Raw genomic sequence first — 12,743 nt, 5'->3', positions numbered from 1 at the left:
TTGCGATGCAGATAGTTACTGCTCTCGGTCACGCGCTATGGATGGCTTTCACCATGCTGTGGCAAATCTTCTGGGGCCTCAGTCTCGGCTTTCTCTTCTCTGCCGTGATTGAAGTCATCGTCTCCAAGTCCGAGATGTCGAAGCTTCTGCCCGATTCATCGGCCAAAACGCTGACCGTCTCCGCGCTGTTAGGCGCCGCGTCGTCCTCGTGTTCTTATGCGGCAGTTGCGATGGCCCGCTCTATTGTGCGCAAGGGCGGCGACTTTACCGCCGCAATGGCGTTCCAGTTCGCCGCAACCAATCTGGTGCTTGAACTCGGCGTTTTGATGTGGGTACTCATTTCGTGGCAATTCGCCGCCGCTGAGTTTATCGGCGGCCCGATCATGATTGTCGTTATGGTGCTCTTCTTCCGTTTCTTTCTTAAAGACTCGCTCAAGCGCGACGCGATCGAGCAGGCGGACAAAGGTATTGCCGGCAGTATGGAAGGCCATGCGGCGATGTCGATGAGCGAACAGCAAGGCACCTGGAAAGAACGCCTGTCGTCCAGAGAGGGATGGATAGCGATCAGTCACAGCTATGCGATGAACTGGGCGATGTTGTGGCGCGACATCGGCGTTGGCTTACTCGTCGCGGGAGCTTTGGGCGCATGGGTGCCCGATAGCTTCTGGCAGAAGTTCTTTCTCGTCAGCCATCCCACGGCCGCGATGATCTGGGGCGCGTTTGTCGGACCGCTCATTGCCGTCGCGTCGTTCACGTGTTCCGTAGGCAACGTGCCGCTTGCAGCAGTGCTGTGGAATGGCGGCATCAGTTTCGGCGGCGTCGCGTCTTTCATTTTTGGCGATCTCATCATCCTGCCCATTCTGAATATCTACAGAAAGTACTATGGCGGGCGAATGACCGCTTTTCTCGCCGTGACGTTCTACCTTGCGATGGTGTCGGCGGCACTCGTTGTGGAAGGACTGTTCCAGGCGCTAGGCTGGGTTCCACACGAGCGGCATACGGCTGTCGTGGATGCAGCGATTACCTTCAACTATACGACGGTACTGAATATCGTCTTTGGGATTGTGGCTGTTGTGTTGACGGTGATCTTTTTTAAAACCGGCGGGCCTGAGATGATGCGCATGATGGAGGGCGGTGAGCACCATCATGCGGACCATTACGGCCATCAGCACCATCACGGTCGCTCGGAATGACCTTCAGAGAGCGCCCAGCGGGGCGTTCTCTGCTCTGATCCACGAATCTATCGCGTCGTGCTCGACCGCTCTAGAAATTGAAGTTGTCGATATTGCCGGCATCGAATGTAGTCGGCGGTCCGAGAATGATCTCGCCTTGCGGGCCGATGGTGCGCTTGCCGAGTTTGCCCGCATCGAACGACTCGCCCTCCTTGCCGCTGATCGTGCCCGACGCGAGCGCCGCGGCCGCATAGCCGGCGAGATAGCCCAACTGGTTCGGGTCCCACAACTGGAAAGCCTTCACGGTGCCGTTCTTCACGAACGCGCGCATCTGGTTCGGCGTGCCGAGACCGGTCACCGCCACCTTGCCCTTGCTCGACGACGACGAGATATAACGCGCCGCCGCAGCGATGCCCACCGTGGTCGGCGCGACGATCGCCTTCAGGTTCGGATACGCCTGCAACAAACCCTGTGTCTCGACGAACGACTTCTGGTCGTCGTCGTTGCCGTACGCGATCTTGACGAGCTTGATCTTCGAATACTCGGGCTTCTTCAGTTCCTCCTGCATCCACTTGATCCACGTATTCTGATTGGTCGCATTCGGCGTGGCCGACAGCACCGCGAATTCGCCCTCACCGCCTATCAGCTTCGACACGAGTTGAATCTGGCCGCGGCCGATGCCTTCCGCGTTCGCCTGATTGACGAACAATTGACGACCTTCAGGCGCCGTGTCTGAATCGAACGTGACGACTTTGATGCCTTGCGACATCGCCTTCTTCAGATACGGGACGACCGCGTTTGCGTCGTTGGCGGCGATCACAATCGCGTCCTGACGCTGCGTGATCAGCGTATTGATGTATTGCACCTGCGACGACGCGCCCGCATCCGACGGACCCACCACCTTGCCCACGCCGCCGAACTCCTTGATCGCGGCGAGGCCGCCGTCGTCGGCGATCACTTCATACGGGTTGTTGATCTGCTTCGGCAGAAACGCTATTTTCAGGCCGCTTTTCAGGCCCGCAGCGGGCGCCGCGCAACTGATCGCGAGCAACGCGACGCACAGCGCGGCCGCGCCGGTGTGACGAAGAGGTTTGAACATGAAGTGTCTCCTGCTTGTTGTTGGACGTGGTGATGTCCGGGTTTGGTGGTCAAGCAATGGTCACGTTACGGGGAAGAAACCGACTTCGCGATGAACCGCCGGTCGCGTGCCGCGCGCCAGCGCGCAACCAGATTCGGTATCAGCACCGATGCAAGCAGCAGCACGCCGGTGACGATGGTGAGCGTCTCGCTGGACACGTCGTCGAGCGTCAACGCGTTTTTCAGCACGCCGATAATCAGCAGCGACAGCAGCACGCCGATCATCGAGCCGCGTCCGCCGAAAATGCTCACGCCGCCGAACAGCACGGCAGCAATCACCGACAACTCGAAGCCTTCGCCGTTATCGCCGCGCGCGCTCGTGAAGCGCAGCGTGTAGACCACACCGGCCAGCGCGCTCATCAAACCCGACAGCACGAACAGACGCAGCCTGATCTTCGCGACCTCGATGCCGGAGAACGCGGCCGCGGTCGGATTCGCGCCTATCGCATAGAGGCTGCGGCCAAACGCGGTAGCCTGCAGCAGCACCGTAAACAGCACGGCGCCGACGATCACGATCGCAAACGGCAACGGGATGAAAGTCGCGCCGAGCGTGTCCATGCCGAACGCCGTATAAGCAGGCGGAAAATCGGCGACGGCCTGATCGCCGAGCAGCACATACGCGAGCCCGCGAAACAGCGCGAGCGTGCCGATCGTGACCGCGAGCGACGGCAGGTTCAGCTTCACGATCACGAGGCCGTTGAGCAGCCCGGCGACCGCGCCCGCGACCAGCACGAGCGCGATCACGACCGGCATCGGCAAGCCCATATGCCACAGCACGCCCATCAATGCGCTCGATGCACCGAGCACCGAAGCCACCGACAGATCGATTTCAGCGGCGACGATAATCAGCGTCATCGGCAGCGCCATCAACGCGATCTCGGTGAGATCGGCCAGCACGTTGCTCAGATTTGCGCCGGTCAGGAAGACGGGCGACAGCATGCGTCCGAGTGCAAGCGACAGTATCAGCACGATCACCAGCAGCGCTTCCCATTGCAGCGGCGTTTCGCGTTTGCGCGTGAGCAGCGCGGAATCGGGTTTAGCCATGATCGCGTTTCCTCATCATGCGTTTGGCGACGGAGCGGGCCAGCAAGGTATCGGCGGTGATCGCGGCGACGATCAGCGCGCCTTCGATCGCCTGCTCCCAGAACGGCGAAACGTGCAGCACGACAAGCGCAATGCTGATCACGCCGAGCACGAGCGCGCCCAACGTTGCACCGAGTATCGTGCCGACGCCGCCTGTAATGGCCACGCTGCCGACCACGGCCGCCGCCACCACTTGCAGTTCGATGCCCTTCGCGGTGCTCGCATCGACGGTGCCGAAGCGCGCGAGCCACAATGCGCCCGCAAAGCCGGCAATCGCGCCGGACAGCAGAAAGCCCGCCATCACGCGCCGCTCGACATTCACACCGGCAAGACGCGCCGCTTCAGGATTCGAGCCGATCGCATAGTGCTCGCGTCCGCCGCGAAACTGCTTGAGGTAGATCGCGAGCGCGAGCAGCACGACGGCGGCGATCAGCGCGAGCGTCGGTATGCCGAAGAAAGTGCCTGTGGCAAGGCGCGAATACGCTTCGGGCAAGCTCGTTGCGTTGATCTGCCCGCCATGCACCCACGCGTAATCGGCGCCGCGAAAAATGTAAAGCGTCGAGAGCGTCGCGACGAGCGACGGCACGCGGCCCACCGCCACGAGCAACGCGTTGATGCCGCCCGCGACGAGGCCAATCGCGAGTCCCGCCGCGAGCGCGACGATTACCGGCATCTGCGGAAACGCAACGTAGAGGCTGCCCACTGCATACGCGCTGATGCCGACCGTCGAGCCCACCGACAGGTCGATATGACGCATCAGGATCACCACGGTCATACCCGCGGTCAGCAGGCTGATGATCGACACGTTGAGCAGCACGTCACGCAGATTCTGCAAGTTCAGGAACTGCGGCCTCGCGAGCGCGGTGCCCACGATCAGCAGAATCAGCACGACGAAGAGCGTCGTCTCGCGGCTCTTCGCGAGGCTCGCAGCGAAGCCGCCTGGCGTACTCGCCGAGCGCTTCGAAGATGGCGGCGGCGTCTGCACCGGCGCGGCATGAGTCGATGAGTGGCGCATCATGCGGCCCGTCCCAGCGGTGGAATGGGTTGTCCAAGCGCCGCAGCCATGATGCGTTCCTCGTCGGCCTCGGCGCGCGCGATCTCCGCGCTGATGCGTCCTTCGTGCATCACCAGCACGCGGTCGGCCATGCCGAGTACTTCAGGCAATTCGCTCGAAATCATCAGCACCGCCATGCCGTCCTGCACGAGTTCGGCAAGCGCGCCATATACCTCGGCTTTTGCGCCGACGTCGATACCGCGCGTGGGTTCGTCGATGATCAGCACTTTCGGGCCCGTTGCCAGCCACTTGCCGAGCACCACCTTCTGCTGATTGCCGCCCGATAACGTGCCCACTGGCGCATGCGGATCGCCTGCTTTCAGACGCAGCCGCGTGCCCCACTTGTTCGCAAGCTGCGTCTCGCTGCGCGTCGTGATGAGACCGTGTCTGACGAGCCGGCCGAGCACCGTCATCGACGCATTGCGCGTGATGCTCAGCTCCAGCGCGAGCCCTTGCTGGCGTCTGTCTTCGGGCACGAGCGCGAGTCCCGCGCGCACCGCGGCGGCTGCGTTGCCTGCGGCAAGGCGCTTGCCGCCGACCAGGATTTCGCCGGCATCCAGCGGATCGATACCGAAGATCGCGCGCGCGACTTCGCTGCGCCCGGCACCGACGAGACCCGCGAGCGCGACGATCTCGCCCGCGCGGACATCGAACGAAATGTCCTTGAAAACGCCGACGCGCGTGAGACCGCGAACCGACAGACGCACTTCGCCGGGCGGCCGCTCCGCTTTCGGATAGAACGTTTCCAGATCGCGGCCGACCATTTTTGCCACGATAGCGTCGGTGTTCAGATCGGCGGTGAGGCCGTCGAACACCTTCGCGCCGTCGCGCATGATGGTGACGCGCTGCGTCAGCGCGAACACCTCGTCGAGCCGGTGCGTGATGAAAAGAATCGCCACGTCCCGCTCGCGCAGCTTGCGCACGATTGCAAAGAGCCGTTCGACTTCGGGCAGCGACAACGCGGCGGTCGGTTCGTCCATGATCAGCACGTTCGCGTTCAGCGACAACGCCTTGGCAATTTCAATCACCTGCTGATCCGCAATCGACAAACCGCGCACCAGTTGATCGGCACGCAGATCGACGCCGAGCGACGCGAGCAGGCCGTCCACTTCGCGGCGCATCGCGTCGTACTGAATGCGGCCGATGCGGTCCACGGGCTGCCGTCCCATGAAGATGTTTTCCGCAATCGACAGGTCGAAGAACAGCGTCGGCTCCTGGTAGATCACGGCGAGTCCGGCATCGCGCGCTTCGGCGGGCGTCGCAAAGCGGCGCGGCGTGCCGTCGACGAGCATCTCGCCGCTATCGGGCTGATGCACGCCTGCGAGAATCTTCACGAGCGTCGACTTGCCCGCGCCGTTCTCGCCGAGCAGCGCATGCACTTCGCCGGGCCACAGCACGAGATCGCCGTCGGACAGTGCGCGCACGCGCCCGAACGATTTGCTCGCATGCCGCAATTCGAGCCTCGGCTGAGCGGTTGAGGGTTGCTGCACTGCGTGTCTCCTTCGTTTGCGTTTATCGGGCGCTTTTGTTTTTTTGCCGCGGTTTTTCAGATCCGATAGAAGCGCTCCGCGTTGCCGCAAAAGAGCGCCTCTTTCTCCGCGACACTCGCGCCTTCCACAATCGCGGCATACGCATGCCACAAATCCGTATACGACCCGAACAAACGGTCGACGGGGAAGTTCGACGCGAACATCGCGCGCTCGGCACCGAACGCGTCGATTGTCTCGAGCACATAGGGCCGCAGGCTTTCCACGGTCCATTGATGATCGAACATCGCGAGCCCGCTGATTTTCACGTACACGTTGCTGCAACCGGCGAGCATGCGCAGGCCGTCGCGCCACGCGCGATAACCGGCGACGCTGCTTCGGTCCACGAACATGCCCGCATGATTGACAGCGAACAGCGTGTCGGCATGCGCGCGCGCCAGAGCGGCGGCCTCTTCCATTTGCGACGGATACAACTGCAAATCGAACGACATGCCGTGACGGCGCAGCAACGCAAAGTTCTCGCGCCACTGCGGCTCGCGCATGAAATGGCGGCCGACATAATCGAACAATCTGTTCTCGTGCACATTGAGAATCTGCCGCACGCCGCGCGTATTCGCAAACGACGCATGCGCTTCGAGCACCGCGGGCGCATTCGGCGAAGCGAGATCGACGGCGGCGACGATCGCGTTCGGCATGCCGCGCGATTCGGCGCGATCCGCAATGCCTTGCAGCCAGCGCGTTTCCTCGACGGGATAGGCGGGATCGTGATTCGCTTCAACGTGCACGAGCTTTTTCACATCGATGTCGCCCGCTTCTGCTAGCAGGTTATCGAGCAGATAGTCGTGCTTCAGAGCGCGCGCGTCGCCGACGAACGACACGCCCGGATTTTCCAGCCAAGGGTAACGGTGCGTCTTCAGATCCCACAGGTGGATATGCGAATCGACAACCTGCATGCGATGCCTCCGTCTTTATAGCGTGGCAAGCAATCAATTAGCTGAGCGAACTCAGACGAAACACCTGTTCGAGCGGCTGCTGAAGCGGCGTGTGGTCCGCGGCGGTATGCATGATGTCGGCCATGTAGTCCCACCATTTGCGCATGACTTCGAGTTCGGGAAGCGCGTCCATCGTGTGATGCGTGGTGCGCGTGAGCACCGCGAAAAGATGATCGGTGCCGGGATCGAAGAAGATGCGGTACTCGCGCACGCCGGCGTTGTGCAATGCGTCAACCAGTTCCGGCCAGATCTGTGCGTGCCGGCGCTCGTATTCCTCGCGCATGCCGGGGTTGAGCACCATCCGGAAAGCGATTGTCTCCATTGCGGCTGTCTCTTCGTTGTCTGTTCGTTATGGGCGCTTTCGCGGCGAAGCGCCTGCAAAGACTATAATTCGAGCGTCGATAGCATCTCAATCCGTTGTTGGGATTGGGCGATCCACAATCCGAATCGCACCGGGATCATGAGCCAACTCTCAGCAACCGTCGCACTCGTCAATCGGCTCAAGTTCAAGCACCTCGCGCTGCTCGTCGCGCTCGACGACGCGCGCAATCTCCATCAGGCCGCCGAAGCCGTCAACGTCGCGCAGCCGAGCGCGAGCCGCATGCTCGGCGACATCGAGGAAGCGTTCGGCTTTCTGCTGTTCGAGCGCAATGCGCGCGGCATGACGCCCACGCCGCTCGGCGTCGTCACGCTGGCCTACGCGCGGCGCGCGCTCGCCGAACTCACGCGTTTCGCCGAAGACCTCGAAGTCAAGCGCCGCGGCGGACACGGCCAGTTGACGGTCGGCGCGATCATGGGCGCCGCGCCCGATCTGATGGCGATGGCGGTGGCCGCGCTCAAAACCGAAAGCCCCTTGCTCAACGTGCGCATACTCGGCGAAACCAGCGACCAGGTCGTGCAGTTGCTGCATCGCCGCGAAGTCGATCTCGCGCTTGGACGGCTGACGAGTCCCTTGCAACACAACGATTTCAGTTTCGAGCCGCTCGCGCGCGAAACCTTGATGCTCGTGGTGCGCTCCGTACATCCGCTCGCGAGCCGCGCGCGCATCACGTTGCGCGAACTCATCGACTGGCCGTGGGTTGCGCAGCCTGTCAGCAGCCCGGCGCGCGTGCTGTTCGAGGAAGAACTCGCGCGTGCGGGGCTCGCGACGCCGGTCAATCTCACCGAATGCGCGTCGATCTTCGCGACGCTGCAATTGCTCGAGAACTACGATGCGGTCGCGATGCTGCCGGAGTCGGTCGTGCGCGATCACCTGCGCGGCAAACTGCTGGTCGCATTGCCGCTCGAAATCGGCAAGAGCCTTGCGGGTTTCGGCATTCTCACGCGCAAGGAAGAACCGCTCGCCGAGCCGGCGCTGCGCTTCATCGAACTGTTGCGCGGTTTCTCGCGGCGCCTCACACGCGATGGCGGCACCACGTCCACGCTGGCCGCGAATGCTTCCGCACCGGTTAGCTGAAATCGGCATCGCGCGTCATTGCAGATTGACGAACAGCCCGCCGTCGACGAGCAACGCCGCCCCCGTCACATAGCGCGCACGGTCGGACGCGAGAAACACCACGCAATCCGCCACATCGTCGGGACGGCCCAGGCGCCCGAGCGGAATGCGCTTTTCGAAGTAGGCTTTCTTCGCTTCGTCGGCGAGGTCGTCCGCGTTGAGGTCCGTCGCGATCGTGCCTGGCATCACCGAGTTGCAGCGGATGCCATACGGTCCCAATGCAACCGCGCACGACTGCATCAGCGAGTGAACGCCGGCCTTGGTCGGCGTGTAATGCGTCTGCATGCCGCCGCCGACGAGCGCGCTGATCGAACTGGTCGCGACAATCGCGCCGCCCGTGCCCTGCGCTTTCATTTGCTGCGCCGCGGCTTGCGTGACGTAGAACGCGCCGTTCAGATTCACCGCGACGGTGGACTCGAGTACTTCCGCCGGCATGTCGAGAAACGCATGGAACGGGCAGATGCCCGCGTTACTCGCGAGCACGTCCACCTTGCCGAATGCCTGCACGGTTTCGCGCACCAGTTGCTGCCCTGTCTCGCGCGCGGCGACATTGCCTTCAATAGCGATCACGCGCCGCCCGAGCGCCTCGATTTCCTCGACCACTTCGGCGACGGCCGAGCGGCGTCCGTACGACGCGTCGTTATCGCCCCAGTAGTTGATCGCGACGTCCGCGCCTTCCGTTGCGCACGCAACGGCTATCGCGCGCCCGATGCCGCGCGAACCGCCGGTGACGATCACGACCTTGTCCTTGAGCAGCACGTCATTCTCCTTCGCTGATTGAATCGAAAGAAGCGCAGCGCATTAGCGCGGGTAAGGCCGCACCAGCGCGCATTCCGGATTGAGCCGCACGCCGAAGCCCGGCGTGTCGGGCACTTTCATACGTCCATTGACGGGCACCGGTTCGTCGAGCAGAAGCGGCGTGAACATCGGCACGACTTCATCGGCTTTGGGCGCCATCATCAGAAACTCGGAGAACGGCGAGTTATGACGCGTGACGACGAAATGATAGCTATACACCGACGAACCATGCGGCACCACCATCACGTTATGCGCATCTGCCAGCGCCGAGATCTTGATGAGCTCGGTAATGCCGCCGCACCAGCCCACGTCCGGCTGAATCAGATCGCAGCATTGCATCTCGAGCAGCATGCGAAAGCCCCAACGCGTCGCCTCATGTTCTCCCGTCGACACCATCATGCCGCGCGGCACGTTGCGCCGCAGTTCGGCGTAACCCCAGTAGTCGTCGGGCGACAGGCACTCTTCTATCCATTTCAGTCCGTACTCGTGCGCAGCATGCGCAAGCCGCGTCGCATATGGCACGTCCAGACTCATCCAGCAGTCGTACATCAGCCAGAAGTCGTCGCCGACGCGGCTGCGCATGTCGGCAAGTTTCTCGAGGTTGAGCTTGAGTCCCGCTTCGCCTTCGGCGGGACCGTGCTGCAACGGCAGTTTTCCGCCGATAAAGCCCATTTCTTTCGCGAGGTCGGGACGCGCGCCGGTTGCATAGAACACCAGTTCGTCACGCACCGGGCCGCCCAATAGCTGATACACCGGCTCCTTGCGGACTTTTGCGAGCAAATCCCACAGCGCGAGATCGACGCCGGAAATCGTATTGAGCACTACGCCTTTGCGCCCGTAATAAAGCGTGGCGTAGTACATCTGATCCCACATCTTCTCGATGTCGGTCACGAGCTGGCCTTCGAGAAAACGCGCCAGATGTTTTTCGACGATGAATGCGCCGATCTCGCCGCCCGTCGTCACCGCGAAGCCGACTGTGCCGTCGCTCGCTTCTATTTCGACAACCAGCGTGCCGAGTACATTGATGCCGAACGACTGGCGGCTCTGACGGTACTCGGGATAACGCGCCATCGGCGTCGAGATGTGATCGTCGATCCAGTGTCCGCCGGGTTGGTCGTGATAGTCCGCTCCGCCGCCGCGGACGATGAAGGCACGCACGTGCCGGATTGTGGGCATGGCCATGAGAGAGAGGCTCCGTGATGGGCGTCGAAGGTGTCGCCGGAAATGCGCCTAGCGGGCGCGATGCAGCAGGTCGTGAAATGAATCGGCAGGCTGCGCGCCGTCGCGGCGCAACAGCGTGCCGATCAGCAGCGCAGCGAGCAGACTGGACGCGCCGAGCACGACCAGTCCCGCCGATGTCGAGGAAAACGCGCGCTCGGCCGCGGTGCGCAAGCTCGGCGCAATGAAACCGCCGAGGCTGCCGAGCGAGTTGATCAGCGCGATGCCGCCCGCGGCGGCGGCACCGGTCAGGAGGCGCGTCGGGAATGTCCAGAACAGCGGCTGGGCGGCAATGAAACCGCTTGCCGCGCAGCACAGCGCAATGAGCCCGATGACCGGGTTATGCGCGAGCCCCGATAGGCCGATGCCGAGACCCGCCATGACGAGCAACGCGGAAGCCCAGCGACGATGCCCGCCCGTCCGATCCGCGCGGCGCGGCACGTACCAGGTGACGGCGAGCGCACACAACCACGGCAATGCCGCGACGAGTCCGACGTGAAAACCCACGGTCGTTCCAAGCAAAGCGGCGACCTGTTGCGGCAAATAAAAGATCACGCCATAGACGCTCATCTGAATCAGCAGATAGATGAGCGACAGGAGCAACACGCGGCGATCCACCAGCGCGGCGAGAATGCGATGCGGTCCATGCGCCGAGGCTGCGCGCGCGTCTTCATCGAGCGCCGCGCGCAAGCTCGTGCGTTCGTGCGAATCGAGCCAGCGTGCGTCTTCGGGACGATTGTCGAGATACCAGAAAGCCCATATGCCGACGAGCGTGGCGAGCAAGCCTTCGACGAGAAAAAGCCACTGCCAGCCCGCGAGGCCGAACGCGCCATGCAGTTCGAGCAGCGAGCCCGACAACGGGCCACCGAAGATAAACGCCAACGGCGCGCCGAAATAGAACATGCCGACGGCGCGGGCACGCGCACGCTGCGGAAACCAGTGTGCGAGGTAATAAATGACGCCGGGAAAGAAGCCTGCTTCTGCGACGCCTAATAGAAAGCGCAGCGTGTAGAACATCGTCGCGGTATGCGCCATGCACATCGCCGCCGAGACGAGTCCCCACGTCACCATGATGCGGCACATCCATGCTCGCGCGCCGACGCGATGCAGCAGCAAATTGCTTGGCACCTCGAACAATGCATAGCCGACAAAGAAAACGCCCGCGCCGAACGCAAAGGCCGCGTTCGAAAGCCCGGTGTCGTGCTGCAGCGCCTTCTGCGCAAAGCCGATGTTCGCGCGGTCGAGAAATGCCAGCACGTACATCAATAGCAGGAATGGCAGCAGCCGGCGCATGACCTTGCTGGTGATCGCCTCCAGCGAAGCGCTCGCTTGCGGGTCCATGTCATCTCCTTCGCGCAGCTCGCGTTCGCGGCCTCGCGGTTCTTGTGTGATGTGACGCGTGCGCCTTGAGCGGCGCCGCGTTGGACGCTCAGTAAGTCGCGCGTCCGCCCGACAGATCAAATACCGAACCGGTGCTGAATGCGCAGTCTTCGGAGGCGAGCCAGAGAATCAGCGACGCCGCTTCTTCGGGGAGAAGAAAGCGGTTCATCGGAATCTTTGAAAGCATATAGTCGATGTGCTGCTGCGACATTGAATCGAAGATCTCGGTCTTTGCGGCTGCGGGCGTGACCGCGTTGACGAGAATGTTCTTCGTCGCGAGTTCCTTGCCGAGCGATTTTGTGAGGCCGATGAGCCCCGCCTTCGACGCGCTGTAGTGCGACGCGTTCGGGTTGCCCTCCTTGCCCGCGACCGACGCGATATTGACGATCCGCCCATAGCCCTGCTTGAGCATCTGCGGGACGACGGCGCGGCAGGTGAGATACGGGCCGATCAGATTGACGTCGATGACGCGCCGCCACATCTCCGGCTCCAGTTCCCATGTCGTGCCGTTGCCGCCGGTAATACCCGCCGAATTAATCAGCACGTCGATCGCGCCGTGATCGAGAACGGTCTGCGCAACCGCATGCTGGACGGCGGCTTCCTGGGTGAGTTCGACGGTGACCGCGGTCACCTTGCCGAGTGCGCTGAGTTCGCGCTGACTGCGCGCGAGCCGCTCGCCGTCGATGTCCCATAGCGCGACCGATGCACCCGAGTTCAGCGCCCGTTGCGCCACTGCATAGCCGATGCCGCGCGCGCCGCCCGTGATGGCGACAACGCGTCCTTCCAGATCGATTCGGTTCATTCGCGTCTCCAGCGTCCGTGTTTTCGTAGTGGGCTTTACGCCAATATACGGGCGCCGTGATGCGGCAACAATCCGAGAAATGGAAAGGTCGATAACAAAACTGGATCGGTGGGAGGGCCGTGCGG

At 62.6% G+C, this 12,743-nt stretch carries 12 protein-coding genes; 2 read left to right on the top strand and 10 right to left on the bottom strand.

All coding sequences use genetic code 11. The features are described from left to right. Positions 1-5: 5 nt before the first annotated feature. Positions 6-1,193, top strand: a complete 1,188-nt coding sequence (locus BGRAMDRAFT_RS00710) for a permease (RefSeq protein WP_006046693.1) — start codon at positions 6-8, stop codon at positions 1,191-1,193. A gap of 70 nt (positions 1,194-1,263) precedes the next feature. Here BGRAMDRAFT_RS00710 and rhaS read toward each other — a convergent pair whose 3' ends face one another. The 6 genes from rhaS to BGRAMDRAFT_RS00680 all read right to left on the bottom strand — a co-directional run bounded on the left by rhaS (position 1,264) and on the right by BGRAMDRAFT_RS00680 (position 7,247). Beyond that, the gene (gene rhaS / locus BGRAMDRAFT_RS00705; RefSeq protein ID WP_006046692.1) at positions 1,264-2,271 is read right to left on the bottom strand and encodes a rhamnose ABC transporter substrate-binding protein; all 1,008 of its coding nucleotides are present in this window, start codon (positions 2,269-2,271) and stop codon (positions 1,264-1,266) included. Positions 2,272-2,336: 65 nt separating this feature from the next. Further along, a complete protein-coding gene (locus tag BGRAMDRAFT_RS00700) occupies positions 2,337-3,353 on the bottom strand; it encodes an ABC transporter permease (RefSeq protein WP_006046691.1) in 1,017 nt (338 codons plus the stop codon). Next, a complete protein-coding gene (locus BGRAMDRAFT_RS00695) occupies positions 3,346-4,410 on the bottom strand; it encodes an ABC transporter permease (protein WP_006046690.1) in 1,065 nt (354 codons plus the stop codon). Before BGRAMDRAFT_RS00695 ends, BGRAMDRAFT_RS00700 begins: the two co-directional genes overlap by 8 nt. Then, on the bottom strand, positions 4,407-5,936 hold the full coding sequence (locus BGRAMDRAFT_RS00690) for a sugar ABC transporter ATP-binding protein (protein ID WP_006046689.1): 1,530 nt from the start codon (positions 5,934-5,936) through the stop codon (positions 4,407-4,409). Before BGRAMDRAFT_RS00690 ends, BGRAMDRAFT_RS00695 begins: the two co-directional genes overlap by 4 nt. A 56-nt stretch (positions 5,937-5,992) precedes the next feature. Next, on the bottom strand, positions 5,993-6,886 hold the full coding sequence (locus BGRAMDRAFT_RS00685; RefSeq protein WP_006046688.1) for an amidohydrolase family protein: 894 nt from the start codon (positions 6,884-6,886) through the stop codon (positions 5,993-5,995). A gap of 37 nt (positions 6,887-6,923) precedes the next feature. Continuing rightward, a complete protein-coding gene (locus BGRAMDRAFT_RS00680; RefSeq protein WP_006046687.1) occupies positions 6,924-7,247 on the bottom strand; it encodes an L-rhamnose mutarotase in 324 nt (107 codons plus the stop codon). A gap of 138 nt (positions 7,248-7,385) precedes the next feature. On the opposite strand from BGRAMDRAFT_RS00680, the gene BGRAMDRAFT_RS00675 reads away from it, so the two are divergent. After that, on the top strand, positions 7,386-8,381 hold the full coding sequence (locus BGRAMDRAFT_RS00675) for a LysR family transcriptional regulator (RefSeq protein ID WP_006046686.1): 996 nt from the start codon (positions 7,386-7,388) through the stop codon (positions 8,379-8,381). Between the two features lie 15 nt (positions 8,382-8,396). On the opposite strand, the gene BGRAMDRAFT_RS00670 is transcribed toward BGRAMDRAFT_RS00675, so the two are convergent. The 4 genes from BGRAMDRAFT_RS00670 to BGRAMDRAFT_RS00655 form a co-directional block, all read right to left on the bottom strand. Next, positions 8,397-9,179 (bottom strand): SDR family NAD(P)-dependent oxidoreductase, encoded by a 783-nt coding sequence (locus BGRAMDRAFT_RS00670; protein WP_006046685.1) that lies wholly within the window; start codon positions 9,177-9,179, stop codon positions 8,397-8,399. A gap of 42 nt (positions 9,180-9,221) precedes the next feature. Beyond that, positions 9,222-10,400, bottom strand: a complete 1,179-nt coding sequence (gene rhmD, locus BGRAMDRAFT_RS00665) for an L-rhamnonate dehydratase (protein ID WP_006046684.1) — start codon at positions 10,398-10,400, stop codon at positions 9,222-9,224. 48 nt (positions 10,401-10,448) lie between these two features. After that, the gene (locus BGRAMDRAFT_RS00660; RefSeq protein WP_006046683.1) at positions 10,449-11,777 is read right to left on the bottom strand and encodes an MFS transporter; all 1,329 of its coding nucleotides are present in this window, start codon (positions 11,775-11,777) and stop codon (positions 10,449-10,451) included. 88 nt (positions 11,778-11,865) lie between these two features. Then, complete coding sequence (locus BGRAMDRAFT_RS00655; protein ID WP_006046682.1) at positions 11,866-12,618, bottom strand: SDR family NAD(P)-dependent oxidoreductase; 753 nt, start codon at positions 12,616-12,618, stop codon at positions 11,866-11,868. Positions 12,619-12,743: the final 125 nt, after the last annotated feature.

The sequence above is a fragment of the Paraburkholderia graminis C4D1M genome (assembly GCF_000172415.1).
GTDB lineage: Bacteria > Pseudomonadota > Gammaproteobacteria > Burkholderiales > Burkholderiaceae > Paraburkholderia > Paraburkholderia graminis.
The sequence above is the reverse complement of the archived record's forward strand: the minus strand, read 5'-3'. Positions and strand labels throughout refer to the sequence as shown.

Excerpts from the sequence above, each read along its gene's own strand:
- BGRAMDRAFT_RS00710 (WP_006046693.1), top strand. The coding sequence starts at position 6 with ATGCAGATAGTTACTGCTCTCGGTCACGCGCTATGGATGGCTTTCACC.
- rhaS (WP_006046692.1), bottom strand. The coding sequence starts at position 2,271 with ATGTTCAAACCTCTTCGTCACACCGGCGCGGCCGCGCTGTGCGTCGCG.
- BGRAMDRAFT_RS00700 (WP_006046691.1), bottom strand. The coding sequence starts at position 3,353 with ATGGCTAAACCCGATTCCGCGCTGCTCACGCGCAAACGCGAAACGCCG.
- BGRAMDRAFT_RS00695 (WP_006046690.1), bottom strand. The coding sequence starts at position 4,410 with ATGATGCGCCACTCATCGACTCATGCCGCGCCGGTGCAGACGCCGCCG.
- BGRAMDRAFT_RS00685 (WP_006046688.1), bottom strand. The coding sequence starts at position 6,886 with ATGCAGGTTGTCGATTCGCATATCCACCTGTGGGATCTGAAGACGCAC.
- BGRAMDRAFT_RS00680 (WP_006046687.1), bottom strand. The coding sequence starts at position 7,247 with ATGGAGACAATCGCTTTCCGGATGGTGCTCAACCCCGGCATGCGCGAG.
- BGRAMDRAFT_RS00675 (WP_006046686.1), top strand. The coding sequence starts at position 7,386 with ATGAGCCAACTCTCAGCAACCGTCGCACTCGTCAATCGGCTCAAGTTC.
- rhmD (WP_006046684.1), bottom strand. The coding sequence starts at position 10,400 with ATGGCCATGCCCACAATCCGGCACGTGCGTGCCTTCATCGTCCGCGGC.
- BGRAMDRAFT_RS00660 (WP_006046683.1), bottom strand. The coding sequence starts at position 11,777 with ATGGACCCGCAAGCGAGCGCTTCGCTGGAGGCGATCACCAGCAAGGTC.
- BGRAMDRAFT_RS00655 (WP_006046682.1), bottom strand. The coding sequence starts at position 12,618 with ATGAACCGAATCGATCTGGAAGGACGCGTTGTCGCCATCACGGGCGGC.